At 71.2% G+C, this 25,220-nt stretch carries 19 protein-coding genes; 11 read left to right on the forward strand and 8 right to left on the reverse strand.

Annotation, left to right across the window (positions count from 1 at the left end):
• Positions 1-80 precede the first annotated feature (80 nt).
• A complete protein-coding gene (locus tag BKI49_RS33060) occupies positions 81-1,592 on the forward strand; it encodes an SDR family NAD(P)-dependent oxidoreductase (RefSeq protein ID WP_095937983.1) in 1,512 nt (503 codons plus the stop codon).
• Here BKI49_RS33060 and BKI49_RS33065 read toward each other — a convergent pair.
• The 3 genes from BKI49_RS33065 to BKI49_RS33075 form a co-directional block, all read right to left on the reverse strand.
• Entirely contained in the window at positions 1,571-2,881 is a 1,311-nt protein-coding gene (locus tag BKI49_RS33065; protein ID WP_095937984.1) for an MFS transporter, read from the reverse strand. The genes BKI49_RS33060 and BKI49_RS33065 overlap by 22 nt on opposite strands.
• 209 nt (positions 2,882-3,090) lie before the next feature.
• Positions 3,091-3,921, reverse strand: a complete 831-nt coding sequence (locus tag BKI49_RS33070; protein ID WP_095937985.1) for an SDR family oxidoreductase — start codon at positions 3,919-3,921, stop codon at positions 3,091-3,093.
• 25 nt (positions 3,922-3,946) lie between these two features.
• Positions 3,947-4,507, reverse strand: coding sequence for an HD domain-containing protein (locus tag BKI49_RS33075; protein WP_095937986.1), 561 nt, complete (start codon positions 4,505-4,507; stop codon positions 3,947-3,949).
• A 506-nt stretch (positions 4,508-5,013) separates the two neighbouring features.
• Here BKI49_RS33075 and BKI49_RS36220 point away from each other — a divergent pair.
• Both BKI49_RS36220 and BKI49_RS33080 read left to right on the forward strand, forming a co-directional pair.
• Positions 5,014-5,187, forward strand: coding sequence for a hypothetical protein (locus tag BKI49_RS36220; RefSeq protein WP_179332661.1), 174 nt, complete (start codon positions 5,014-5,016; stop codon positions 5,185-5,187).
• A 58-nt stretch (positions 5,188-5,245) separates the two neighbouring features.
• Positions 5,246-5,728 (forward strand): GNAT family N-acetyltransferase, encoded by a 483-nt coding sequence (locus BKI49_RS33080; protein ID WP_095937987.1) that lies wholly within the window; start codon positions 5,246-5,248, stop codon positions 5,726-5,728.
• Positions 5,729-5,878: 150 nt separating this feature from the next.
• Here BKI49_RS33080 and BKI49_RS33085 read toward each other — a convergent pair whose 3' ends face one another.
• Positions 5,879-7,219, reverse strand: a complete 1,341-nt coding sequence (locus BKI49_RS33085) for an amidase (RefSeq protein WP_095937988.1) — start codon at positions 7,217-7,219, stop codon at positions 5,879-5,881.
• A 354-nt stretch (positions 7,220-7,573) separates the two neighbouring features.
• On the opposite strand from BKI49_RS33085, the gene BKI49_RS33090 reads away from it, so the two are divergent.
• The 7 genes from BKI49_RS33090 to BKI49_RS33120 all read left to right on the forward strand — a co-directional run bounded on the left by BKI49_RS33090 (position 7,574) and on the right by BKI49_RS33120 (position 18,170).
• A complete protein-coding gene (locus BKI49_RS33090) occupies positions 7,574-9,949 on the forward strand; it encodes an alpha-L-fucosidase (protein WP_095937989.1) in 2,376 nt (791 codons plus the stop codon).
• 220 nt (positions 9,950-10,169) lie between these two features.
• Positions 10,170-11,087: a cyclase family protein gene (locus tag BKI49_RS33095; protein ID WP_095937990.1), complete on the forward strand. Its 918-nt coding sequence runs from the start codon at positions 10,170-10,172 to the stop codon at positions 11,085-11,087.
• Between the two features lie 122 nt (positions 11,088-11,209).
• Positions 11,210-12,790, forward strand: a complete 1,581-nt coding sequence (locus tag BKI49_RS33100; RefSeq protein WP_095937991.1) for a GMC oxidoreductase — start codon at positions 11,210-11,212, stop codon at positions 12,788-12,790.
• A gap of 205 nt (positions 12,791-12,995) precedes the next feature.
• Positions 12,996-13,790, forward strand: a complete 795-nt coding sequence (locus BKI49_RS33105) for an SDR family oxidoreductase (protein WP_373557628.1) — start codon at positions 12,996-12,998, stop codon at positions 13,788-13,790.
• Positions 13,791-13,824: 34 nt separating this feature from the next.
• Positions 13,825-15,309 (forward strand): cytochrome ubiquinol oxidase subunit I, encoded by a 1,485-nt coding sequence (locus tag BKI49_RS33110; protein WP_095937993.1) that lies wholly within the window; start codon positions 13,825-13,827, stop codon positions 15,307-15,309.
• A complete protein-coding gene (locus BKI49_RS33115; RefSeq protein ID WP_095937994.1) occupies positions 15,306-16,346 on the forward strand; it encodes a cytochrome d ubiquinol oxidase subunit II in 1,041 nt (346 codons plus the stop codon). The genes BKI49_RS33110 and BKI49_RS33115 overlap by 4 nt, the downstream gene beginning before the upstream one ends.
• Positions 16,347-16,391: 45 nt before the next feature.
• Entirely contained in the window at positions 16,392-18,170 is a 1,779-nt protein-coding gene (locus tag BKI49_RS33120; RefSeq protein ID WP_095937995.1) for a cation:proton antiporter, read from the forward strand.
• A gap of 10 nt (positions 18,171-18,180) precedes the next feature.
• Here BKI49_RS33120 and BKI49_RS33125 read toward each other — a convergent pair whose 3' ends face one another.
• From BKI49_RS33125 to BKI49_RS33140, 4 genes are all read right to left on the reverse strand, one after another.
• Positions 18,181-20,019: a glycoside hydrolase family 15 protein gene (locus tag BKI49_RS33125; RefSeq protein ID WP_095937996.1), complete on the reverse strand. Its 1,839-nt coding sequence runs from the start codon at positions 20,017-20,019 to the stop codon at positions 18,181-18,183.
• A gap of 165 nt (positions 20,020-20,184) precedes the next feature.
• Positions 20,185-21,123, reverse strand: coding sequence for a DUF389 domain-containing protein (locus tag BKI49_RS33130; protein ID WP_095937997.1), 939 nt, complete (start codon positions 21,121-21,123; stop codon positions 20,185-20,187).
• Between the two features lie 230 nt (positions 21,124-21,353).
• Positions 21,354-22,340, reverse strand: coding sequence for a magnesium transporter CorA family protein (locus tag BKI49_RS33135; RefSeq protein ID WP_257005056.1), 987 nt, complete (start codon positions 22,338-22,340; stop codon positions 21,354-21,356).
• Positions 22,341-22,654: 314 nt separating this feature from the next.
• A complete protein-coding gene (locus BKI49_RS33140; RefSeq protein WP_095938139.1) occupies positions 22,655-23,698 on the reverse strand; it encodes a LacI family DNA-binding transcriptional regulator in 1,044 nt (347 codons plus the stop codon).
• Between the two features lie 230 nt (positions 23,699-23,928).
• Between BKI49_RS33140 and BKI49_RS33145 the strand changes: the two genes are divergently transcribed.
• Positions 23,929-25,218 carry an ABC transporter substrate-binding protein gene (locus tag BKI49_RS33145; RefSeq protein ID WP_095937998.1) on the forward strand — a complete coding sequence of 430 codons (1,290 nt, stop codon included), beginning with the start codon at positions 23,929-23,931 and terminating at the stop codon, positions 25,216-25,218.
• The last annotated feature ends 2 nt before the right edge of the window (positions 25,219-25,220 follow it).

The raw sequence follows: 25,220 nt of genomic DNA on the forward strand, positions 1-25,220 counted from the left end.
ACGATTGCTCCGTAAAATTCCGCCTTCGAAAGCGAGCGCGGTTCGAACGCGGCGCACGGACCCGAGGAACGGCCAAGGCGATGACGGTGACAGAGGACGGCCAGGCGACCCCCGCCGTGGACACGGCAGCGGCGGGGTTCTCGTACGGCCCCGGTATCGACCCGGAGCGGCTGGCCGTCTGCCTCAGCGTGCTCGACGAGCTCGACAAGCTGGAGGTCGACCACCCCGACGCCGTCACCGTGCGCCGGGCCACCGCCGGCATCTACCGCACGGTGAAGCAGCGCCGCCGCCAGGAGCGCCGCGCCGCCAAGACCGCCCACGACAAGGCGGTCACCGAGGCCACCGCGACCGGCTCCGCCCAGCGCATCGACGACGAGACCGAGGGCATCCTGCCGTCGTCGGTCACCGAGACGGGCCAGGTCGCCGGGATACTCCAGCGCCCCCGGTCCTGCTACACCTGCAAGGCCCGCTACGTCGAGGTCGACTACTTCTACCACCAGCTCTGTCCCGACTGCGCCCGGACGAACCGCGCCAAGCGCGACGCCCGCGCCGACCTCACGGGCAAGCGCGCCCTGCTCACCGGCGGCCGTGCCAAGATCGGCATGTACATCGCGCTGCGGCTGCTGCGTGACGGCGCCCACACCACCATCACCACCCGCTTCCCCAAGGACGCCATCCGCCGCTTCAAGGCCATGGACGACTCGGCGGACTGGATCCACCGGCTGGAGGTCGTCGGCATAGACCTGCGCGACCCGGCGCAGGCCGTCGCTCTCGCCGAGCAGGTCACCGAGGCGGGCCCGCTCGACATCCTGATCAACAACGCGACGCAGACCGTGCGCCGTCTGCCCTCCGCGTACGCGGCCCTGGTCGACGGCGAGAGCGCCCCGCTGCCCGCCGGGGAGCTCCCCGCCCACCACGTCATCGGCGCCTTCGGGTCCGGCGCCGTCGACGGCATCGCCGCACTGCCCCTCGGCAGCAGCGGACTGGACGCGCAGAAGGTCGCCGACCTCGCGCTCGTCGCGGGCAACGCCAGCGTCGCCCGGCACCTCGACGGCACCGCCATCGACGCCGGCGGCCTCGTCCCCGACGTCGTCGACACCAACACCTGGGTGCAGACCATCGACCAGATCTCGCCGGTCGAGCTGCTGGAGACCCAGCTGTGCAACTACACGTCGCCCTTCATCCTGATCAGCGCTCTGCGCCCGGCGATGGCGGACGCCGCGAAGAAGGCGGCCAGCGGCCGTTCCTACGTCGTCAACGTCTCGGCGATGGAAGGTGTCTTCGGCCGCGGCTACAAGGGCGCCGGGCACCCCAACACCAATGCCGCGAAGGCGGCCATGAACATGGTCACGCGGACCAGCGCCCAGGAGATGTTCCAGACCGACGGCATCCTCATGACCTCCGTCGACACCGGCTGGATCACCGACGAGCGTCCGCACTACGACAAGCTGCGCCTCGCCGAGGCCGGCTTCCACGCCCCGCTCGACCTCGTCGACGGCGCGGCCCGCGTCTACGACCCCATCGTCCGCGGCGAGCAGGGCGACGACCTCTTCGGCGTCTTCATGAAGGACTACGAGCCGGGCAAGTGGTGAGTGCGGGCGGGGAGTTCCGGGACGCCGCCGCCATCCGGACTTCCGCCGTGTGACACGCCGTACGTCCCGGGAGCCGGACGGGGTACGCCCTCGGGTTCCCGGGCTCCGGCCCGCAGCGCCCGGCGCACGACGACGGGCGCCACGAGTCCCGTCACCGTGAACAGGGCACCGACCACGTACCAGCCGGGCCGACCCCAGGTGATGCACAGGGCGATGAGCAGACCGGGCCCGAGGGCCTCGGCGAGCCCCGCCCCCAGACCGAACACGCCCAGGTACTGGCCGGTGGCGTGTTCCGGTGCGAGGGAGAAGGACACCTCGAAGCCCCCGGCGGCGTGCCACAGCTCACCGATCGTGTGCACCACGACGGCGGTCAGCAGCAGCGTCGCCGCCGCCGCGGCAGGCAGGCCCGCGGACAGGGAGATCAGGGAGCACGAGGCCAGAAAGGCCACGCCGGAGCGGCGGTAGGCGCGCCCCCCGGCGGTGGGGGAGTCGACGCTGCGGCTCGCCACCACCTGGAACACGATGACGAGGGCGGTGTTGACGAGCATGGTGCCCGACATCAGCCAGCGCGGGGCGGTGGTGGCCGTGACCAGCCACAGCGGGACGGCCACGGTCAGCACCTTGAACTGGATGGCCATGACGCCGTCCAACGCGGTGAGCAGCAGATAGGGGCGGTCGCGCAGCGCGAGCCGGCGAGGGCCGCCGGGCCTCGGCCGCGGCTCGACCGGCGGCAGGGGTACCAGGATCGCCGCGGCGGCGGCCAGCGATACGGCGTTGCCGAGCACGAGCAACTGGTACGCGGTGTGCGTGCCCACCTGCACGGCCCAGCCCGCGAGGAGCGCGCCCAGGGAGATGCCGATGTTGGTCACGGCCCGCAGATGGGCCCGGAAGTCCTGCGGGCGGCTCCCGCCGTAGTGCCGGATGAGGGGACTGCGTGCGGCGATCCCGGCGGCCTTCGCACCCGTGGCGGCGCCCACGGCGAGCACGAAGGACCAGAAGCCGTCCACCAGCACGAAGCCGGCCGTGGCCAGCGCCTGGACGGCCAGGGTGGCCGCGTAGACGCCGCGGGCGCCGCGCCGGTCCGCGAGATGGCCGACGGCGATGCCCAGGACGAGCGAGACGATCCCCGCGATGCCGAGGCCCAGCCCCACCTGGCCGGCCGGCAGACGCACCGCCTCGGTGAAGTACAGGACTCCGGCGGTCAGATAGAGGCCGCTGCCGACGGTGTACACGAAGTTCGAGGCGGCGATGACGCGTCGGGGACCGGCTTCGGGCAGCAGTGAGGGCATGGCGTGGCTCCGCGACCTGTTCGAGCGGTAAGGACCGGCCCAGCTTGTTGCATATTACTTGCAAGAGCAACCGGGTGGCGAGAAGAGGTTGCTCGGCCGGTGTCCCGTGCTCTCCGGCGGCCATCGCCACGCGGGGTCGGTGGGCGTCGTTCGGCGCGCGCCCGCAGGTTCGGCCCTGGTGCGCCGCTGCCGTGGGTGTGCGGTCCCGGCTAGCCGGCGCCGGGCCCGGAGTCGGGGGTGCGGGTCCGCAGACGGTCCTGGACGGCCCGGCCCGCGCCGTCCGCGGCGTACGCGGCCCGGACGCGGGTTCCGCCGTCGACGAGCAGGTCCGCGCCGGTGATCCACTCGGCCGCGTCCGAGGCCAGCCAGACCACCGCGCGGGCGATGTCCTCGGGCAGTCCCAGCCGGCCGAGCGGAAGCCCGGCCCCCAGTTCTTCCTCGCAGCCCTCCCACACGAAGCGGGCCATCTCGGTGCGGACGAGTCCGGGGGAGACGGAGTTGACCCGGACCTTCGGCGCCAGCTCGCCCGCGAGCTGGCGGGTCAGGTGCAGCAGGGCGGCCTTGCTGGTGCCGTAGGCGCCCACCCGGGGTCCGACATGGCCGGCGCCCTCCGTGCAGACGTTGACGACCGCGCCGCCGTGCTCGCCCATCCACGCCCGCCAGGCGTGCTGCACCAGACGCAGCGGCGCCTCCACGTTGACGGTGAACGCCGCGCGCCAGCGGTCCGGGTCGGCGTCCATCAGGGGGCCGTAGGGCTGATTGGTCGCCGCGTTGTTCACCACGACGTCGATGCGCCCGAACTCCGCGAGCGTGCGGTTCGTCAGCTCCCGCAGGTGCCCGGGATCGGCGACCGAGCCCGCCAGCCCGATGCCGCCCACCCGCTGTGCGGCCCGGTGCACCGCGTCCGCGTCTCGCGCGGTGACGCACACCCGGGCCCCCGCCGCGGCGAGCGCCTCGGCGACGGCGAGACCGATTCCCCGCGAGGCGCCCGTGACGATGGCGACCCGGCCCTCGAACCCGTACGCAGGCGTCGGCGTCATCCGCGTACCGTCTCATGACGGACCGTCAGTCGACAGCCCCGAGCCGCGCGCGCTGTGCGGCGACCAGCTCCAGCACCGTGCGCCAGTCCTCCATGACCCCGGCGTCCAGGCCGACCACCTTGCCCGCGTCGTCGGCCTGCCGCAGCGTCACCGCGTCCTCGGCCAGCGGATCGTGTTCGAACGCGGCCGCCTCCCGCGGCGTCATCGGTCCGCCCTGGCGGGTCAGCGTCAGCGCGCTCTGCGGGGACAGTGCCCGGCCCGGCGACGTGGCGGCGAGGTAACGCTTGGCCGTCACGTGCAGGCGGACCAGGCGGGAGACCCGCTCGCCGAGCAGGGGGCGGACCGCGTCGGCGGCGTGGTCGGCGTGCCCGGCGTCGTCCCCGGGTCTGAGCAGGTGCCCGATGTCGTGCACCAGGCCGGCCACCTGGAGCTCCTTGTCGCTGGGATGGCCGCGCCGCAGCAGCGCGGCGGTCTGCAGTGCGTGATCATGCAGATCGACGGGGTCGCCGCCGCGGTCCGGGCTGTCCCAGGCACCCCGGCAGGCGTGCAGCAGATCCATCAGCTCCTCGACGCTGCGCAGTTCCATGCGTCAGTCCTCCCGCGAGAAAAGCCGTTGCCGTGCGTCAGCAGATCATGGCCGCCTTGCGTTTCGGCCAACGGGACCTGAACTGCACGCCCGGGTTCGGAAGCGACCCCGGTGCCGGTCCCGTCGGCCGTCGGTTCCCGAGTCGCCCATCGATGGTCGGAATTGAGCCAAATGGGTGGTGGCGAAGAGGGCATCATGTTTCAAATCGCCGCAGATCTGGGCCTGATGGGCGTCTCGCGACTTGTGACAGTAACGCTTTGTTTTCGGCCCCATCGAGCGGCCACCCGCTCATTTGGTTAACCTGTATCGGACGGACAGCCCTTCTGGTGTTCCACCCACACCCACGGTCCGTCCCGGGACAAGCCGGTCACCACGGCCTGCTCTCACACGAGTTACCGGCGCCACCGCGTCCCTAACTGCCTTCGACTCAGACCCGAGCGGGCGTCAGGCGACCGGAGCGACGGTGGTGACGTCCCGAGGGTGACCCGACACATAAGGAGTGCGCGGTGACACCGGAGAAGAATCGCGATCAGCGCCCCAAGGAACAGACGGAGCGCACGGGCCGTGGGACCGAGAAGAAGCTCGGCAGCCTGGACGTGTGGGCCAGGTCCGCCCCGATCCGCCTCGCGGGGTACGAGGACGACCTCGCCGAGCCGCACATCCTGCCCAGCGTCGACTGACGCTCCGCGGGAGGCACGTCGCGATCACCGTCGGCATGGGCGTGCCAGACTCACGCCCATGCTGATCAGAGAAGCCGCGGCCGACGACTGGGCGAGCATCTGGCCTTTCTGGCACCGTATCGTCGCCGCCCGCGAGACCTACGCCTGGGACCCGGACACCTCCGAGGAGGCGGCCCGCGCCCTGTGGGCGGGACCGGGCAAGCACGTGTTCGTCGCCGAGGACGACTCCGGGACCGTGGTCGGGTCGGCCTACGTCGCCCCCAACTACGGCGGCCCCGCCGCCCGGATCGCGAACGCCGGTTTCATGGTCGACCCGGACCACTCGGGACGCGGCATCGGCCGCGCGCTCGCCGAGCACATCCTGGCCGAGGCCAGGTCCGACGGCTATCGAGGCATGGTCTTCAACGCCGTCGTGGAGACCAACCCCGCCGTCGGGCTGTGGACTTCGCTCGGCTTCCGGATCCTCGGCACGGTGCCGGACGCCTACGAGCACGCCCGGTTCGGACTAGTGGGGCTGCACATCATGTACCGGGATCTCTAGGGTCGCGCCTTATGTACCGGGTTCTCCAGGGGCGTTCCGTATGCACCGGGATCTCGGAGGCCTGTTCGTGGATACCGGAACATCCAGGGCCTGTCCGGCCCGACAGGCCCTGGGGTCGCCCGCGCGGCCGGACGCGCCCGCGTCCGCGCGCTATTCCACGGGCGCGGTCCGCCGCCACGGGCGCGCCTGTTCCAGCCGGCCCGCCAGGTCGAGGAGCAGGGCCTCGGAGCCGGGGCGGCCCACGAGCTGCACCGCGCACGGAGCCCCGCCCGGCAGGGTGCCGAAGGGCACCGACATCGCCGGCCAGCCGGTCAGGTTCCACGGCGGAGTCATCGGCGAGCAGGCGCTGTTGGCCAGCAGATTGCGCAGCCAGCCCCGCTCGTGCCAGGCCGCGGCGGCCGGACCGCGCCGGGCGAGCGCCGGCGTGAGCAGGACGTCGTGCTCCTCGAAGAACGGCTCCAGGCGCCGGCGCAGTTCCTCGCGGCGCCCGCTGGTGCGCACCCCGGCCACGAAGCGGCGTCCCACGGTGGCGTGCACACGGGTGCGCCGGGTGAGCCGGCGCGGGTCGAGGTCCTCGGCGTCCACGGCGGTGCCCGCCGTCCAGTGCGCGAGCGAGGTCGTGCCCAGCCACAGGGGGTACGGCGGCTCGGCGGGCCGCACCTGGTGGCCCGCACCGGACAGCGCCTCCGCGGCCTGCCGGGCCGCGGTCGTATACGGCCGGGTGACGCGAATCCCGGCCAGGGGACTGCGCACGGACAGGGCGACCTTCCGGGCGGTGGTCTCCCCGGGCTCTGCCACCCCGCCGTCCGCGAGGACCGAGAACATCAGCCGCGCGTCCTCCACCGTCGTCGCCAGCGGGCCGTTCTCCGACATGCCGAACCAGTCGCCGTGACCGATGCCCGCCGGGATCACCCCGTGGCCCGGCTTCAGGCCGATGAGACCGCAGTGGGCGGCCGGGATGCGCAGGGAGCCCATGCCGTCGTTGCCGAGGGCGATCGGGACCATCCCGGCGGCGACCGCTGCGGCGCTGCCGCCCGACGAGCCGCCCGCCGTGCGCGCGGTGTCCCACGGGTTGCGGGCGGTGCCGTGCACGCCGTCCGTGGTGCCGAAGACGCAGAGTTCGGGCACGTTCGTCAGGCCTACGACCACGGCGCCCGCCGCGCGCAGCCGGGCCACCGTCACATGGTCGTGGGCCGCGGGCGTGTCCGAGGTCGCGGCGGAGCCGTTGCGGTTCGACTCGCCCTGCACCGCGAGGTTGTCCTTGACCGCCACCGGCACGCCCGCGAGGGGGAGTCCGTCGAGGTCCCGCGCGGCCAGCGCCTCGGCCTCCGCGAGGGCGGACCCGGCCCGGACGGTGCGGAACGCGCCGATCCCGCCGTCGAGGCGTTCGATCCGCGCGAGGTGCTCGGCCACCACCTCGCGGGGCGTGACCCGCTTCTCGCGAACGGCTGCGGCGATCTCGGCGGCGGTCCGGCCGACCCAGGTGGTCACGGGCGCTCCTAAAACTCGTTCGTGTGCGTCTCGTGGTGTGCGTGCGCACTTCCCGGTGCTCGTGCGCGAACGCTCACCCGAACTCGCGCGCGCACGGGGCGTTCCGCGCACGTCGACGAGTCCGTACTCGTGAGTAGTGCGAGGAGCACTCTGCCCGGACCGGGGCGCCACGTCGAGAGGTACCGCCTCCCGGACCTGCGACGCGGACCTCGTGGACACCCGTGACGCAACCTTCGCGTGCGTCCGGTGGCCGGGAGATCATCCGACCACTTCTCCAACTTCCGCTCCTGCGGGCCCCATTGACAGCTTTTTATGACGCATCAATCATCAGACATCCGATGAATGGAGCCGCTCATGAGCATGCATCCAAGACGTCAGGTACTGGGAGCCGCGGCGGGCGCCGCCGCCGCGGCCGCCCTTCCCCTCGCCGGCCCGGCACACGCGCGGACCGCGGAGCAGGGACACCCCGAGCCGGCCGGGGCCGTCGGCGAGGCAGCCGCGGACCAATGGGGCACGGTCCCCGATCCGGTCCCCGTCCCGCTCGACGCGCACTTCGACAACGACGGCCTCGACACCGCCGCGGCACGCGGCGGGAACTTCGACGGCTCCGGCTACACCTTCCCGGGTGAGGAGCTCCCGGCCGGCCCCGTCGAGGTGAACGGCATCGCGTTTCGGTTCCCCTCCTCCGGTGCGGGCGCCCAGAACAACGTGGTCGCTCTCGGGCAGCGCATCGAGCTGCCCAAGGGGCGCTATCTGTCCGCCCTGTTCCTCACCGCGGGCAGTTACGGCAACGCCTCGGGCCAGACCACTGTGCACTACGCCGACGGCTCCACGACGACCGCCGGACTCGGCGGCTCGGACTGGTACGCGGGGGGCGGTTCCCTGTCGGCGCCGTACCGCTACAAGCCGGACGGCACCAAGGACGCGCACCCCGTCGGGATCGGCACGGCGGAGGTCTGGATGGACCCGCAGCGCGAGGCCGTCGCCCTGACCCTGCCCACCACCAACCCCGCCGAGGAGAACAAGACCTCCCTGCACGTCTTCGCCCTGTCGCTGCAACCCGCCGCCCAGGGGCGGGCCCTGGCCCTGCGGGACGCGCACTCCACCTTCTCGCTCCTGGAGTCGAGCGGCGCCCAGAGCGTCGAGGCCACCGTCGTCAACGCGGGCTCCGTCACCCTCCTCGCCGCGGACCGGGTGACGGTCGGTGTCGACGTACCGGGCGCCCGCACCGTCGAGCCCGCGCACGTGACCCGCCTCGACCCCGGCGAGCAGGCACGCGTCAGGGTCGGCATCCGCAACCGCGTGGGCACGACACCGGGAACCACCCGGCGGGGCACGGTCACGGTCGGCGGACGCGGTGGCCGGGCCGCCGCGTCCGCAGCCGACCTCACACTCGGGACTCCGGACTACCGGCCCACCGAGGATTCGCTCTCCGGCCACCAGGCCCCCTACTGGTTCCACCGCGCCAAGTTCGGCATCTTCATCCACTGGGGCGTATACTCCGTGCCCGCCTGGTCACCCGTCGGCAAGCAGTACGCCGAGTGGTACTGGAACCACATGCAGAGCCCGGACAACGCCGTCCACGCGTACCACCGGGACACGTACGGGGAGGACTTCGCCTACGACGACTTCATCCCGATGTTCACGGCCGAGCGGTTCGACCCCCGGGCCTGGGTCGAGCTGTTCCGTGACGCGGGAGCCCAGTACCACGTGCTGACCTCGAAGCACCACGAGGGATTCGCCCTGTGGGACACCAAGGTCGCCGACCGCAACGCCGTGCGGATGGGCCCGAAGCGTGATCTGATCCGCGAACTCTTCGACGCCTCCGAGCGGTTCACGCCGGAACTGCACCGGGGCCTGTACTTCTCCATGCCCGAGTGGTTCAACCCCGACAACCCCTGGATGGGCCACGCCCCGCGCAATCCGTACACCCAGGAGCCCGTCCCGTACACCGGATACACCGCGGGCAAGGACTATGTGAAGGACTATCAGGCCCCGCAGATGCTGGAGCTGATCCACGGCTACGACCCGTCCGTGCTGTGGTGCGACATCGGCGGCGCCAACGACAGCCTGAACGTGCTCGCGGAGTACTTCAACCACGGCAAGAACCGCTCGCAGCCGTACGAGGTGGCCGTCAACAACCGCGCGGGCATCGGCTTCCACGACTTCACGACACCCGAGTACACGACGTACGAGAACACCGTCGTCGCCAAGTGGGAGTCCAGCAGGGGGCTCGACCCGTTCAGCTACGGCTACAACCGGGCCACGCCGGACGCCGAGTACATGACCGCGGAGGAGGTCGTCCGCAGCCTCGTCGACATCGTCTCCAAGAACGGCAACTTCCTGCTCGACATCGGCCCGCGCGCCGACGGCACCATTCCGGAGATCATGCAGACCCGGCTGCGCGAGACCGGACGCTGGCTGCGGACCAACGGCGAGGCGATCTACGACACCACCTACTGGTCGCGGATGGCACAGCTCGGCGAGGACCTGCGGTTCACGGTGCGGCAGAACGAGGCCTTCTACATCCACTCGCTGGCCGCACCCGGCGCCCGGCTGACCGTCGAGGCACCGGTGCCGGTCCGCGCCGGGGACAAGGTGACCATGCTGGGCCACGACCGGCCGCTGAGCTGGACCGTGCGCAACGGCGCGCTGGTGATCGATGTACCGGAGGCCGCCCGCCGGGCGGGACGGTACGTGTGGGTGTTCAAGGTGGACTGGCAGGTGTAACGGGCGGGGGAGCGGGGCCCGGGATGCGCCGGGCCCCGCGGAGGCCGACATTGGAAGCACAGCCCGTGCTCACGAGGAGGACCTCACGTGACGCTTCGTCCGTACGGAACCGGGCCCACGCCCCGGCACCCGCCCCGGTGAGCCCCGGCGCCCGCCCGCCGTCGTCATGAGCCCGGACCGGCACGACCCCGCACCGTCGCACCCGACGGCGCCGCCACCCATGTCCGAGGCGGCGTTCCGGTCCCTGTACGACCGGCTGCGCGCACAGGCCCTCGGTGGCGGCGCGGACCGGCGGCGCGGAACGCTGAGCCGCCTCACGCCCGACCGCGTGGTGGCCGCCGCGGCCGGGGTCCGCTCCGGACGCACCGTGTCGCTCGCCGCTCCCGTCGAGACCAGCCCGGGCCCGGACGACCCGCACCCGGCGTCCCACTCGATGATCGCCCCGGCGGACGGGGACGCCGACGGGCACGGACTCCGGTTCGCCCTCGACAGATTTGCCATGAACGTGCACGGCGACGCCGACAGCCACCTGGACGCGCTCTGTCATGTGATCTTCGACGGTGAGCTCTACGGCGGTGTCCCGGCGAGCACCGTGACACCCGATGGTGCCGGCGCGCTGACGGTGGACCTCGTGCGGGACGGCATCGTCGGCCGCGGGGTCCTCCTGGACATCCCGCGTCTGCGGGGCGTGCCGTGGCTCGACCCCGGCGACGCGGTGACCGCCGACGAACTGGAGGCCGCCGAGGCCGCCCAGGACGTCACGGTCGGCCCGGGCGACCTGCTGTTCGTGCGCGTGGGGCACCGCCTGCGGCGTCGCAGCCTCGGCCCCTGGGACGCGGCACGGGCGCGTGCGGGCCTGCATCCGAGCGCGATGGACTTCCTGGCCGAGCGGGGCGTCGCCGCCCTCGGGTCGGACGGCAACAACGACACGGCCCCGAGCGTGGTGGCCGACGTCGCGTTCCCCGTCCACGTACTGGCCGTGCAGGCCATGGGAATGCACCTCATGGACTACCTGGACTTCGAGGAACTCGTGCCGGTGTGCGAACAGTCGGGCCGCCGGCACTTCCTGTGCGTGGTCGCGCCCCTGCGGCTGCCGTCGGCCACGGGCTCACCGGTGAACCCCATCGCCGTCCTGTGACGGACGGGGCCCGTGGCGCTCCGGGTGCCGCCGCGCCACGGGCCGTATATGTTCGAGGAGGGGAGGGCCGAGACAGGTTCCGGCACCGCTCCGAGACCGCACGAGCGAGGACGGTGGTCGCCATGGGCGACTTCCCCCACTATGACGTCATCATCATCGGCACCGGCGCCGGCGGAGGCACACTCGCCCACCGGCTGGCCCCCTCCGGCAAACGCGTCCTCATTCTCGAACGCGGCGACTACCTGCCGCGCGAACGGGACAACTGGGACTCGACGGCCGTGTTCGTCAAGGGCAAGTACCGGGCGCCGGAATTCTGGCTCGACAAACACGGCGACGAATTCCCGCCCGAGGTCAATTACTACGTCGGCGGCAACACCAAGTTCTACGGCGCCGCGCTGTTCCGGCTGCGTCCGGAGGACTTCGGGGAACTGCGCCACCACGACGGCGTCTCTCCCGCCTGGCCGATCCGGTACGAGGACCTGGAGCCGTACTACACCGAGGCCGAACACCTCTACCTGGTGCACGGCCGGCACGGTGAGGACCCGTGGGAAGGCCCGTACAGCGGTCAGTACGCCTACCCGCCGGTCGAACACGAGCCGCGCATCCAGCAGTTGAGCGACGACCTGGAGAAGCAGGGACTGCACCCCTTCCACCTGCCGATCGGCGTCGACCTCACCCAGGACGCGAGCGGCGGGGCCACCCACTCCAGTGTCTGCATCCGCTGCAACCGGGTCGACGGCTTCCCGTGCCTGGTCCGCGGGAAGTCCGACGCCCAGGTGATCTGCGTGGAACCCGCCCTGCGGCACCCGAACGTCGAGCTCGTCACCAACGCCCGTGTGACGCGGCTGGAGACCGACCCGACGGGCCGCAGCGTCACCGCGGTCGTCGCCCAGCTTCCTGGGGCGGAACAGGCCCGCTTCTCGGGCGACGTCGTGGTCGTGGCCTGTGGGGCGGTCAACTCCGCTGTCCTGCTGCTCGTCTCGGCCAACGACCGGCACCCGGGCGGACTGGCGAACAGCTCGGACGTGGTCGGCCGGCACTACATGCGCCACAACAACCTGGCCCTGATGGCGATCTCGAAGGAACCCAACGACACCCAGTTCCAGAAGACCCTGGCCCTGCACGACTGGTATCTGGGCGCGGACGACTGGGACTACCCCCTCGGGGGGATCCAGATGCTCGGCAAGTCGGATGCCGAGCAGATCCACGGCGAGGCCCCGCGGTGGGCCGGGGCGGTCGCACCGGACATGCCGTTCGAGGTCCTCGCCCATCACGCCGTCGACTTCTGGCTGTGCGGAGAGGACCTCCCGCAGCCCGGCAACAGGGTCTCCCTGGACGCCGACGGCCGTATCCGTCTGGCACTCGACGAGAAGAACAACATCGCCGGTCTCGACCGCCTGCGGCACAAACTCCAGCACATGCTGGGCCACTTGGGCATGCGTGAGCACCATCTGCTGTCCCACAGCATCTACCTGCACAAGGGCATGCCCATCGGCGCCACCGCCCACCAGGCGGGCACCGTACGGTTCGGCGACGACCCGGCGTCCTCCGCCCTGGACGTCAACTGCAAGGCCCACGACCTCGACAACCTCTACGTCGTGGACACGAGCTTCTTCCCCAGCATCGGCGCGGTCAACCCGTCCCTGACGGCCATCGCCAACGCCCTCCGGGTCGGCGACCACATCGTCGAGCGGCTGTCCTGAACCACGGCGGACGCCCCCTCCGACCGGACGAAGTTCCTCAGCCGCCCAGCGCAACACAGATGCTCCCGACATGCGCGCACGCGTTCACGGTGATCGTGTGACACCCGAAACCTCCGGGCCGCGGCCCGGCCGACCGGGTCCCGTGATCGAGGAGACAGTCATCGTGAGTTCCGAGGGCGCACCTCAGGGCGTGGTCCCCGCCCACCTGCTCAAGGGCCAGAAGGCGCTGGTGACCGGAGCCAACTCCGGGATCGGCCGGGCCACGGCCGTCGCTCTGGGCCGCGCGGGAGCCGACGTGGTCGTGAACTACGTGGCCGGCGGCGAGGAAGCCGAGAAGGTGGTCGAGGAGATCACCGCCTTCGGCGTGCGGGCGGCGGCCTACGAGGCGGACGTCTCCGACGAGGACCAGGTCGTCGCCATGACGGACCGGATGGTCGAGGAGTTCGGCACCATCGACATCCTGGTCGCCAATGCCGGGCTGCAGCGTGACTCCGCCTTCACCGAGATGACCGTCGCCCAGTGGCAGAAGGTGCTGGACGTCAACCTCACCGGCCAGTTCCTCTGTGCCCGGGAGGCGACGAAGGAGTTCCTGCGGCGCGGCGTCGTCCCCGAGGTGTCACGCGCCGCGGGGAAGATCATCTGCATGAGCTCGGTGCACCAGATCATCCCGTGGGCCGGGCACGTCAACTACGCCTCCTCCAAGGGCGGCGTACAGATGATGATGCAGACCCTGGCCCAGGAACTCGCCCCGAAGAAGATCCGGGTGAACGCGGTCGCCCCCGGCGCCATCAAGACCCCCATCAACCGCAGCGCCTGGGAGACACCTCAGGCCCGTGAGGACCTCCTGCGGCTGATCCCGTACGACCGTATCGGCGACCCCGAGGACATCGCCTACGCGGTCGTCGCCCTCGCCTCGGACCTCATGGACTACGTCGTGGGCACCACCGTTTACGTGGACGGCGGGATGACCCTCTTCCCCGGCTTCGCCACCGGCGGCTGACACCCCTCGTCGCGCCGGCCCTGGAGAGACTCACATGCACATCGCTGTCGCCCTGCTGACGGACGCGCCGGCGCAGATGCTCCCGGCCCGATCGATGATGGCCTTCACCCTGGCCTCGCACATCATCCTCGTGCCGCTGGGTGTGGCGCTGCCCCTGATCACGCTCGTCATGCACGGCTACGGGCTGCGCCGCGGCGACCCGGACGCACTGCTGCTGGCGCGGCGGTGGTCCGCGGTCATGGCGGTCCAGTTCGCCATCGGGGTCGTCACCGGCACCGTGCTGTCCTTCGAGTTCGGGCTGCTGTGGCCCGGCATGATGGGCCGGTGGGGCGATGTGTTCGGCATCGGGTTCGGCGTCGAGGCCTGGGCCTTCTTCCTCGAAGCCGTACTCATCGCCATCTATCTCTACGGCTGGCGAAGGCTTCCGTCGCGCATCCACTTCCTGCTCGGCCTGCCCCTGCCCTTCGCGGCCCTGCTGGGTGCCTTCGGCATCCTGGCCGCCAACTCCTGGATGAACACCCCGCGGGGCTTCACCCTCGACTCCGCCGGCAACCCGGTCGACGTGAAGATCTGGAAGGCGATCTTCACGCCCATGTTCGGGCCGCAGTACTGGCACTTCGTCGTGGCGATGTTCGTGACGGCGGGTTACGTCGTGGCCGGCGTCTACGCGGTCGGTTGGCTGCGCGGGCGCCGGGACCGGTACCACCGGCTCGGCTTCACCGTCCCGTTCACGGTGGCCGCGGTCCTCACGCCGGTGCAGTTCATGCTCGGCGACTCCATCGCCCGCCAGGTGTTCCACAAACAGCCGGTGAAGTTCGCCGCCATGGAGATCGTCTGGAACACCGACACCCACGTGCCGGAGTACCTGTTCGGCCGGCTGCACCCCGACGGCACGGTCTCCGGCGGCATCAAGATCCCCCAACTCGACTCGATCCTCGCCGGTTTCCGCCCCGACACGAGGGTGACCGGACTGACCTCCGTCCCCGCGAGCGACCGGCCCACCGCCACCCAGGCCACCATCACGCACTTCGCGTTCGACGCCATGGTCTTCATCGGCTCACTGCTGCTCCTGCTCGCCCTCTGGTACGGCGTCCTGTGGCTGTGGCGCCGCCGACTGCCCACCTCCCCGTGGTTCTTCCGCGGCGCGGCCTGCGCGGGCGTGGCCTCCGTCGTCGCCGTCGAATGCGGCTGGATCACCACCGAAGTGGGCCGCCAGCCCTGGATCGTGTACGAGAACATGCGGGTCGCCGAAGCGGTCACGTCGACGCGTTCCACCGGCCTGTGGATCACCTTCGGCATCGTCGTCGCGGTGTACGTCTTCGTCTTCGGGTCGTTCCTGGTGGTGCTGCTGAAGATGCGGACCCGCTGGCGCCTCGCCGACGAGCGCTCCGGCCCCGCCACACCCGCGGAGACGCCGGAGACGGACACCCCGTACGGGCCGCGGTCCGCGGTCACGGCGGCCGACACCTCCCGCACCGGCGGCGACGGACCCTCCTCCGCCCCGGGAGGCCGACCGTGATCGCCGGAGTCGTCGCCGTCGTCCTGCTGCTCGTGATCACCGCCTACGCGTGCGCCGGGGGCACCGACTACGGAGCCGGTTTCTGGGACCTGACCGCGGGCGGAGCCGAACGCGGCAAGCGCCCCCGCTGGCTCATCGACCACGCGATGGCCCCCGTATGGGAGGTCAACAACGTCTGGCTCATCTTCGTGCTGGTCATCATGTGGACGGGGTTCCCGGTCTTCTTCCAGCAGGTGTTCACGGCGATGTGGCTGCCCCTGGCGCTGGCCGTCGTCGGCACCGTCCTGCGCGGCGCCGGCTTCGCCCTGCGCAAACCCAGCCGGCGGCTGGCCGGCCGCCGCCTGTACGGAGCCGTGTTCGCCGTCTCGTCGCTGCTGACGCCGTTCTTCCTCGGCGCCGCGGCCGGGGGAGTGGCCTCGGGCCGGGTGACGGCGGGAACCATGGCGGCGACCGAGGCGTGGGCCAACCCCACCTCGCTCCTGTTCGGTCTCCTCGCCGTCGCCACGACGGCCCTGCTCGGCGGTGTCTTCCTGGCCGCGGACGCCCGGCGCTTCGACGCACCCGATCTCGACGGCTACTTCCGGCGGCGCGCCCTGGGCGCCCTGGCCGTCGTCGCCGTCCTCGCCCTGGTCACGCTCTTCGTCACCCACGGCGACGCCCCCCACCTGTGGCACGGACTCACGCACGGCGTCGGCCTGTTCTTCGTCGTCGTGGCCGCACTGAGCACGCTCGCGACGGCCTGGCTGCTGATGCGTCCCTCCGGGGGCTGGGCCCGGGTGAGCGCCGTCACCGTGGTCGCGTCGTCCGTCATCGCCTGGGGCATGGCACAGCGCCCCTACCTCATCCCGACGTCGATGACGATCGCCGAGGGCGCGGGTGCGCACACCACACTGCGCTGGTTGACGTTCGTCACCCTCGTCGCGGTCCTGCTGATCATCCCCGCGGTCGCCCTGCTCTACTGGCTGGACACCCAGGGCGAACTGGAGGGCCTCACCGACGCCGATCTGCGCCGCGGCGGCAGCGGTGACGAGGGCTGATCGCATGGCGGCCACACGCGGGGCACGCGGAGGAGCGACGCCGCGATGACCGAGGACGACATCCTGCTCGGCACGGGCCTGACCGTCCTGCTCGCCGTGGGCTCCCAGATCCTCGCGAGCCGGCTGCGGATACCGGCCCTGATCGTGCTCCTGCCCGTCGGGTTCGCCGCCGGAGCCCTCACCGACGTGGTCCATCCCGACCAGCTCCTCGGCGAGGCCTTCTCACCCCTGGTGTCGCTGTCGGTGGCGATCATCCTCTACGACGCCGGTCTCGGGCTGGACCTGCGCCATCTCCAGGGCGCCACGCGCAAGGTCGTCGTACGGCTCATGGTGACCGGTGTGCTGCTCACCTGGGGAACCGTCCTCGCGCTGGGGCCCGCCCTGCTCGGTGTGCCCCTGGCCGTGGCCAGCGTGATCGGCGTCGTCCTCGTGGTGTCCGGGCCGACCGTGGTCGGCCCGCTGCTCGACCACGTCAGGCCGTCGGACAAGGTGCGGCGGATCCTGGTGTGGGAAGGGTCCCTGATCGATCCCGTCGGGGGCATCCTCGGCGCCGTCGCCCTGCACTCCATCGTCTCCGGCGGTCTCCAGGCCGGTCATTTCCGCTTCGGTTCGTTCGTCGCCGGCATCGCCGTCGGACTGGCCGGCGGCGCGGTCGGCGCCGCACTGCTGTGGTTCACCCTGCGCGTGCTCCGCCTCGGCGAGACGCTCGGCACGCTCGCCCAGCTGGGCACCGTCGTCGTGGTGGCCGCGGGCTGCGACATGGTGTTCGCCGACACCGGGCTCATCGCCGCGATCATCGCGGGGCTGACGGTCGCGAACCTTCCCGGCTTCGACCTGCCCGCCCGCCGCCCGTTCTTCGAGACGCTCGTCCAGCTGATCATCGGTCTGCTGTTCATCGCCATCTCTGCCACGGTGGCGCCGAAGGCGGTCGTCCCGGTCCTGCTGCCCACACTCGTGCTCGTCGCCGTGCTCGTCCTCGTGGTCAGACCGCTGGTCGCCCTGGTGTCCACCGCCGGGACGGACGTCGTCGCGCCCGAGCGCGCCTTCATCGGCTGGCTGGCTCCGCGCGGCATCGTCGCGGCGTCCACCGCCACGACGTTCTCCGCCTCGCTCGCCGCCGCCGGCCTGCAGGGCGCGGACAAGATCCTCCCCGTCACCTTCCTGGTGATCGTCGGGACGGTCGTGGTCTATTCGCTGACGGTGAGACCGGTGGCCATGAAGCTCGGCATCGCCCGCCCCGAGCGCGCCCGCCCGCTGCTGGTGGGCGGCACCCCGTGGGTGGTCGATCTCGCCCGGACGCTGCGCGGCGCGGGACTCGACGTGCTGATGTGGGCCGGATCCGTCCAGGACAGGAACCGCATCGAGGAAGCCGGCATCGAGCTGGCCACCGGCGAACTCATGTCCGCGGCCACCGATCCGCAGGCGCGGCTGGAGGGCGTCACATCGCTCTATCTGCTCACGGACGACGACGATTTCAACGCGCTGGCCTCGATCGTCATGGCGGACAGCGTCGAGGGTCCGGTCCACCGCATCGGCCCGCCTCCCGACAGCCGGGGCGTCGTCGCCCCCTACACCGTCGGTGACACGCTCTTCGGCCCGGAAATCGTCCGCCACGCCGTGGCGACCCGCCACGCGCAGGGCGCCCGGTTCCATGTGTGGCCCGCCGCGGATCCGCCTCCGCCGGGCCACGAGACCCTGTTCGTGGTACGGCGCGACGGGCGGCTGGAACCGGTCACCGGGGCACGGCCGGTCACCGCCGTGGCCGGCGACGCACTCGTCCTGCTCGGACCCGCGCCGGTGCCGGGCGCGCCGGTGCACGGCTGACCGGCTCCGGTCATCGCCGGTCGAGTGACGCGTTCAGCGTGATGGCGGCGTCGATGAGTGCGAGATGCGTGAACGCCTGTGGGAAGTTGCCGAGTTGGCGGCCTGTCAGGTCGATCTCCTCGGCGTACAGGCCCAGATGGTTGGCGTACCCCAGCATCTTCTCGAACACCAGCCGGGCCCTGTTGGTCCGCCCCGCGCGTGCCAGCGCGTCGACATACATGAACGTGCACAGCGAGAAGGTGCCCTCCGTGCCGCGCAGCCCGTCGGGCGAGGCCGCGGGGTCGTAGCGGTAGACCAGACTGTCGCTGACCAGCTCCTGTTCCATGGCGTCCAGGGTCGAGACCCACAGCGGGTCCTCGGGGGTGATGAACCCCACCGTCGCCATGCGCAGCAGCGAGGAGTCGAGCACCTCACCGCCGTAGTGCTGGACGAAGGCCCGACGTTCCTCGCTCCACCCCTCGGCCATGACCTGCTCGTAGATGTCGTCGCGCGCTCCGTGCCAGCGTGCTGCCGCGGAGGGCCGGCCGTTCGACTCGGCGAGCCGCAGAGCGCGGTCGAAGGCCACCCACGACATCACGCGGCCGTACGTGTAGTTCTTGCGTCCGCCGCGGCTCTCCCACAGGCCGTCGCCCGCCTGGTCCCAGTGGTCGGCCAGCCAGTCGAGGTTCGTCAGCAGCGACGTCCATCCATGGTGCCCCAGCTGGATTCCGTGCCGGTCCGCGAAGTGGATGCTGTCCAGCGCCTCGCCGTAGATGTCCAACTGGAGCTGGGTGGCGGCGCCGTTGCCGATCCGCACCGGCGCGGAACGCGCGTAGCCCTCCCAGTGGTCGAGAACCTGTTCCTCCAGGTCCGAGGAGCCGTCGACCTTGTACATGATGTTGAGCGGCCCGGAGTCCCCGTCACTGCCGGCCCGCTCCTTGACCCGGTTGCTCAGCCATACGATGAAGGCCTTGGCCTCCTCGGTGAAACCCAGTCCCAGCAGGGCGTACACGGAGAAGGAGGCGTCACGGATCCAGGTGAAGCGGTAGTCCCAGTTGCGCTCGCCGCCCAGTTGCTCGGGCAGTGCCGCCGTCGGGGCGGCCACCAGCGCGCCGGTGGGGGCGTAGGTCATCAGCTTCAGCGTGATCGCGGAGCGCTCGACCGCTTCCCGCCAGCGTCCCGAGTACCGTGACTGCCCCATCCAGGAACGCCAGAACGCGACGGTGTCGTCGAAGAGCCGCTGGTAATCGGCGAGACGGAACTCGTGGGGAGGCCCGTCGGCGTCCGAATCCAGGATCAGCCCGCGCTGCTGGCCCGCTCGCAGGGTCAGGGAGAAGTGCAGATCGTCCTGTCGGTCGATGAGGACGTCGAGCATCCGCTCGTCCTCCGGTTCGCGGATCGAGTGCACGGTGAGTTCCGTGCCGTCCTCCGCGGCGAACACCGCTCCGTGCTCGGTGATGTGCATGCGGTGGGCCTTGCGGCCGTAGTCGAACCGGGGGGCGATGTCGACGTCGAACGTCATGCTTCCGCGCACGCAGCGGACCATGCGGACCAGCCGGTGGCGGGACGTGACCGTCTTCCCCGTCACGGGCATGAAGTCGACCACCTCGCCGGCGCCCGCCTCGGTCATGAACCGGGTCACCAGGACCGCCGTGTCGGGGAGGTACAACTGCCGGGTCGCGTACGTCGCATGTATCGGGCGCACCGTGCAGTGCCCGCCCTTCTCCTTGTCCAGGAGCGCGCCGAACACGCTGGGGGAGTCGAACCGCGGGACGCAGAACCAGTCGACCGTGCCGTCGACGGTCACCAGCGCCGCGGTCTGCAGGTCGCCCAGCAGGCCGTGGTTCTCGATCAGCGGGTAGTCGTCCATCGGCGCGCCCTTCCGGTACGGGATCCAACCCGAACGCACCCCCCTGATCAGCCTAAGTGGAGGGCAGGACTCCGTCCCGCTGGGCCCGGAGCGGGGCAGGACGGGCGCGGCCCCGCCGGCGCGCCGCCCTCCTGCGCCGGTGCGCCCCGGCCACCTGCGCGGACGCTACGGACGCTCGGCGGTCCTGCGGGCGACACGGCGCCACAGACGACGCTGGAGGCGAAGGGTGAGCACCCCGACGCCCACGAGTACGACCACGTTGAGCAGCAGCTGGAGCAGCGATCCCCGTGCCTGACGCCATTCGGTGAAGGCGACCGAGACGGCGATGTCGGAGGCGGCGGGAATCGTCGTCACGGAGATGAACACCCCGAGCAGGGCGCTGCCGCGGGCCTCGGTCAGCGAGACGATCCCGACGACGCCGGCGAGGAAGGCGACGACGACGGAGAAGAAGTCGGGCGTGTCGATGAGGTGGGAGACCGGTCGCAGACCCAGCTCGAAGGCCTGGGACTGGAGGTGGGCGGCGCGCGACAGCACGGCGAACACAAAGGTGACCGCGATGGCCAGCAGGAAACCGGTCGTCAGCGCGCGCGTCCCCTCCCGGACCCGGCGCCGGTTGCCCTGGTCGAGGCCGAGGGCGATGCTGGTGATGGCGCGGTACTCGGGACCGACCACCATGGCGCCCACGATGAGGATCTGCGAGTTCGTCATGATGCCGACGGCCCCGATGATCCCGGCGATGACCAGGAACAGGTAGAAGGAGGGCGGGTAGGTCCCCTCGGCCCGGATGTGGGCCTCGACCGCGGCCCACAGCGGCGCGTGCGCGCCGGGCCGGGCGGCCTCGATCCGTTCCGCGCTGCGCGAGAACATCAGGTCCACGCCGTCGACGGCGATCGCCCCCGCACGGTCGACGCCCAGCTCGCGCAGGTCTCCCAGCACCGCGTCGGCGGCGCCCTTCAGCACGTCGCACTCGACCGCGTCGCCGTCCGGGACGCGAACCGACCGCACGACGACCACGTTGAGGACGCGATCGTCCGAGGTGAGCAGGTCGAGTGCGGGCCGGGTCAGCGCGGCCGGCATGACCATCCGGAAGTGGATCACGTCCATCCGGGCCTCCAGCGGTCGGGAGCCGGACCGTCCACCGGTCGGGCGGGGTCCTGATGCGTGACGGACCGCGGACGGCCGGGGCGACGGTCCGGCGCGCGCTTCGGTACCGAACCGGTCGACCGGGCCACGGACCCGCTACCGTTCCGCGGACACGGGTACGTGTCCGCCGTCACCCGGAGCGCTCCGTGCGGCCCGGCGCGGTACCGGCGCCGCCGCTCGGACCCCGGGGCTCACCGGTCCTCCCAGCCCTCGTCGCGCAGCCGTCGCCAGAGGTTCGTGCGGTGCAGCACGTAGAGGGCACCGACCAAGGAGATCAGCTGCAACCCGACGGCGAGCAGCCAGAAGACCACTCCGCTCTCCAACTCGTCCGTCAGATAGGTGAAGTTCATGCCGAAGTACCCGGTGAGGAAGGAGAGCGGCAGAAAGATGGTCGACACGATGGCCAGCCGGTTGATCACGCCGTTCTGTTCGCCGGAGACCAGGGACGTGTAGCTGGCGAAGGCGCGACGGGTGGCCTCCTGGAGCGACTCGATGTCCGTGAGCACCAGCCGGCACCCCTGCTGGAACTCCCGGGCGAGCCGCTGGCGTTCCTCGGGGAAGGTGCTGCTCAGCATGCGCCGCGTGATGATCTCGTCCATCGTCTGGAGGTAGGGCAGCAGCGAGTGGTGCAGGAGGGCCGCTCGCCGCCGCAACTGCGAGAGACGGTAGACCTGCTCCGCGCGTCGGTTCTCGAACATCTCGTCCTCGAGGTCCTCCACCGTCAGGAGGGCCGCCACAGCGGCCCGTCGGAAGGTCTCCAGCGCCGCCTGCAGCATCAGGAACAGCACGGCCACGGCGTCGGCGGGCCGTTCCTCCCGCAGCTGCGAGGTGAGGTTCTCCAGCGGCTCGACCTGCCCCCGATGGGCCGTGACCAGGTACCGCTCGGTGACCAGGACGTGGACATGGGCGACCCGGTCCACCAGGTACATCGGTACGACGAAGGTGGCCCTGTCCCCCTGGTACTCGGCCCGTACGGGTTCACCCTTCCTGCCGAACCAGGCGTAACGTGCGGCGTCGAGGCCGAGCTGGGGGGCGAGGGGCTCTTCGTCGGGTGCCGCTTCCTCGGGGAGCTCGACGTCGACGAGCAGGAAGGCGGACGTGGCGAGACGCTCACGTGCCTGGGCCACGTCCGTGCGCGTGACGAGCCCTTCCGGCATCGACACCACCGATACGATCATCGCCCCTCACCGTCGTCACGAAGTCCGTACGTCCCACCGTGCGCACACTCGGGCGGGCACGCACGCGGACGGAGGCAGCCGCCCCGGAGGGTGCCCCGAACAGGTGAAACCGCGAGGAGCGCGGCAGAGCGCGGGCGCAGGGCGGAGCAGGCGGGACGCGGGGCGCGGGCGCGGAGCGGAGCAAGCGGGACGCAGGGCGCGCGCGGAGTGGAGCAGCCGGCACGCGGAGCGCGGGGCGCAAGCGGGACGGGCGCGGGGCGCAAGCGGCGCGGTGAGACGGGGCGGCCGGTCGGCCGGCGGCCCGCCCCGGCCGGTCACGCCCCGCAGGGGCCCGTGCTGTCCCGCTCGATCAGGCGCGGCACCGGTACCTGCACCGTACGCGCCGGACCGCCGTCGAGGAGCGCGGTCAGCTCCTGCGCGGCGGTGCGCCCGAACTCCACTGTGTCCCGGGAGAGCGCGGACAGCCAGGGCTTGACCATGCGGCACAGCGCGGAGTCCTCCCACGCCACCACCGACACCTGGCCCGGCACGGAGAAGCCCAGCTCGGTGGCGGCGGCGACGCCGGCGACGGCCATCACGTCGTTGTCGTAGACGAGCGCGGTCGGCGGGGTGCCGCCCTCCAGCACGCGGCGGGTGACCGCGGCGGCCTCCGAGTCGGAGTAGTCGGTGGGCACCGAGCGGACCTCGGTCAGACCGCGCCGCTCGGCCTCGGCACGCAGCGTACGGATGCGCCGCTCGGTGTGGGCGAGCCCCGGCAGACCCGCGATGTGCACGATCCTGCGGTGGCCGAGCGAGTACAGCTCGTCGACGACCGCGGCCATCGCACCCGCGTCGTCCGCCCACACGGTCGACAGGCCGGGGTGCCGGGCGTCCGGTACCCCGCCGATCACCACGGCGGGCAGGCCCAGTTCGTCGAGCAGGTCCGGACGCGGATCGTCGACGCGCGGGTCGACCACCATCACTCCGTCCACCCGGTGCTCGGCCCACCAGCGACGGTAGACACCGCACTCTGCGTCCACGTCCTCGACCACCTGGAAGAGAAGGCCGAGATGGCGCTCAGCCAGTACCTCCTGGATGCCGGAGATGAGCTGGAGGAAGAAGGAGTCGACGCCGAGCGTGTCGGCGGGGCGCGCCACCACGAGGCCGACCGTGGCCGCTCCCTCACCGGACAGCTGGCGTGCCGCCGTGCTGGGCCGCCAGCCCAGTTGTTCGGCGACCCGGCGCACCCGGTCGCGCGTGACCTCCGAGACTCCGGGCCGGTCGTTGAGCGCGAAGGAGACCGCGCTCTCGGAGACCCCGGCGCGCCGCGCGATGTCCTTCATCGTCGGCCGGCGCGCGGGTGACCGCTTGGCTGGCACCTGACCCCCCATTTCTCCGAGCCATGCACTAATGCGCTTGAGTGATCCAACCCTAAAGCGCATTAGTGGGAACCTGCAAGTGTGTGGTGGCACGGCTCTGACCTGGACTAATGCTCTGCGGATTCATTTAGTCCGCACGAATCCATTGACTTTCCCGAAGCGTGCCGGGCAAGGTCGCTGGCGCCACCTCCGCGCACCACCCGCCGACGCCGCAAGGGAGCCGTGTCACCGTGCCCATACCCCGCAGAGCCCTCGTCGCCGCCGCCGTCGCCCTCGTCCTGCCGCTGAGTGCCTGCGGCTCCGGGGACGACTCCGGCGGCTCCACGGACGCCTCCGGCAAGATCGAGGGCGACATCACCTTCCAGACCTGGAACCTGAGGGCCAACTTCAAGCCGTACTTCGAAGGCGTGATCGCCGACTTCGAGAAGAAGTACCCCGGCACCCACGTGAAGTGGATCGACCAGCCCGCGGAGGGCTACGCCGACAAGATCAGCGCCGACGCGGCCGGCGGCACCCTGCCCGACGTCGTCAACGTCTCGCCCGACCTCGTCGCGCCGCTCGCCAAGGCGGGCCTCGCGCTCGACCTCGACAAGTCCGCCGCGCAGTACAAGAAGGAGTACCTCGACGGCGCCTGGGCGAGCCACCAGATCCCGGGGATGAACGGGACGTACGCCTTCCCCTGGTACCTCAACACCGGGCCGCTGTTCTACAACAAGTCGCTCTTCAAGGAGGCCGGGCTCGACGCCTCCAAGCCGCCCACCACGTACGACGAACTCTTCACCGAGGCGCTCCAGCTGGCGAAGAAGAGCGACGGCAAGGTCGCCACGCTCGCCAACGTGCCCACCATCGAGGACTTCGGCCGCTATGGCGTCGAGCTCATGAACAAGCAGGGCACCGGCTTCGCCTTCAACGACGCCAAGGGCGTCGAACTCCTCACGAAGTACAAGGAGTTGTACGACGCCAAGGCGCTCGACCCGCAGGCCCTGACGGCGACCCCCGAGTCGTCCGGCAAGAAGTTCCTCACCGGCGCCGTCGCCATGAACCCGGGCAGCGCGCTGGACCTCGGAAACTTCAAGAAGCAGGCGCCGAACCTGTACAGGAACATCGGCATCACGGACCAGATCACCAGCACCGGCAAGGTGAACATGTACGTGATGGGCGTGATGGTCAACGCGCGCACCAAGCACACGCCGGCCGCCGTCGCCTTCGCGCACTACGTCACCGACGCGCAGAACCAGATGTCCTTCGCCAAGAAGGTCGCGATCTTCCCGAGCACGGCCGGATCGCTCGACGACCCCTACTTCACCAAGGAGGACGGGACCGACGAGACGCGGGTGCGCATCGCCGCCGCCAAGTCCCTGAAGAACGCGGTGAACTACACCCCGGTCCTGTTCAGCGAGCAGATGAAGACGGCGCTGCGCAACGAGGTCGCCAAGGCGCTGCAGGGCAAGGAGAGCCCCAAGGCAGCTCTTGACAACGCTGTCAAGGCCTCCGACCGGCTGCTCCAGCAGCAGGGCTGATC

Origin of the sequence: Streptomyces sp. Tue6028 (genome assembly GCF_002300165.1) — a bacterium.
Lineage (GTDB): Bacteria > Actinomycetota > Actinomycetes > Streptomycetales > Streptomycetaceae > Streptomyces > Streptomyces siamensis.

What these genes read in the sequence shown, in the direction of transcription:
- BKI49_RS33060 (WP_095937983.1), top strand. Translation starts at nt 81, where the DNA reads ATGACGGTGACAGAGGACGGCCAGGCGACCCCCGCCGTGGACACGGCA.
- BKI49_RS33065 (WP_095937984.1), bottom strand. Translation starts at nt 2,881, where the DNA reads ATGCCCTCACTGCTGCCCGAAGCCGGTCCCCGACGCGTCATCGCCGCC.
- BKI49_RS33070 (WP_095937985.1), bottom strand. Translation starts at nt 3,921, where the DNA reads ATGACGCCGACGCCTGCGTACGGGTTCGAGGGCCGGGTCGCCATCGTC.
- BKI49_RS33075 (WP_095937986.1), bottom strand. Translation starts at nt 4,507, where the DNA reads ATGGAACTGCGCAGCGTCGAGGAGCTGATGGATCTGCTGCACGCCTGC.
- BKI49_RS33080 (WP_095937987.1), top strand. Translation starts at nt 5,246, where the DNA reads ATGCTGATCAGAGAAGCCGCGGCCGACGACTGGGCGAGCATCTGGCCT.
- BKI49_RS33090 (WP_095937989.1), top strand. Translation starts at nt 7,574, where the DNA reads ATGAGCATGCATCCAAGACGTCAGGTACTGGGAGCCGCGGCGGGCGCC.
- BKI49_RS33095 (WP_095937990.1), top strand. Translation starts at nt 10,170, where the DNA reads ATGTCCGAGGCGGCGTTCCGGTCCCTGTACGACCGGCTGCGCGCACAG.
- BKI49_RS33100 (WP_095937991.1), top strand. Translation starts at nt 11,210, where the DNA reads ATGGGCGACTTCCCCCACTATGACGTCATCATCATCGGCACCGGCGCC.
- BKI49_RS33110 (WP_095937993.1), top strand. Translation starts at nt 13,825, where the DNA reads ATGCACATCGCTGTCGCCCTGCTGACGGACGCGCCGGCGCAGATGCTC.
- BKI49_RS33120 (WP_095937995.1), top strand. Translation starts at nt 16,392, where the DNA reads ATGACCGAGGACGACATCCTGCTCGGCACGGGCCTGACCGTCCTGCTC.
- BKI49_RS33125 (WP_095937996.1), bottom strand. Translation starts at nt 20,019, where the DNA reads ATGGACGACTACCCGCTGATCGAGAACCACGGCCTGCTGGGCGACCTG.
- BKI49_RS33130 (WP_095937997.1), bottom strand. Translation starts at nt 21,123, where the DNA reads ATGGACGTGATCCACTTCCGGATGGTCATGCCGGCCGCGCTGACCCGG.
- BKI49_RS33135 (WP_257005056.1), bottom strand. Translation starts at nt 22,340, where the DNA reads ATGATCGTATCGGTGGTGTCGATGCCGGAAGGGCTCGTCACGCGCACG.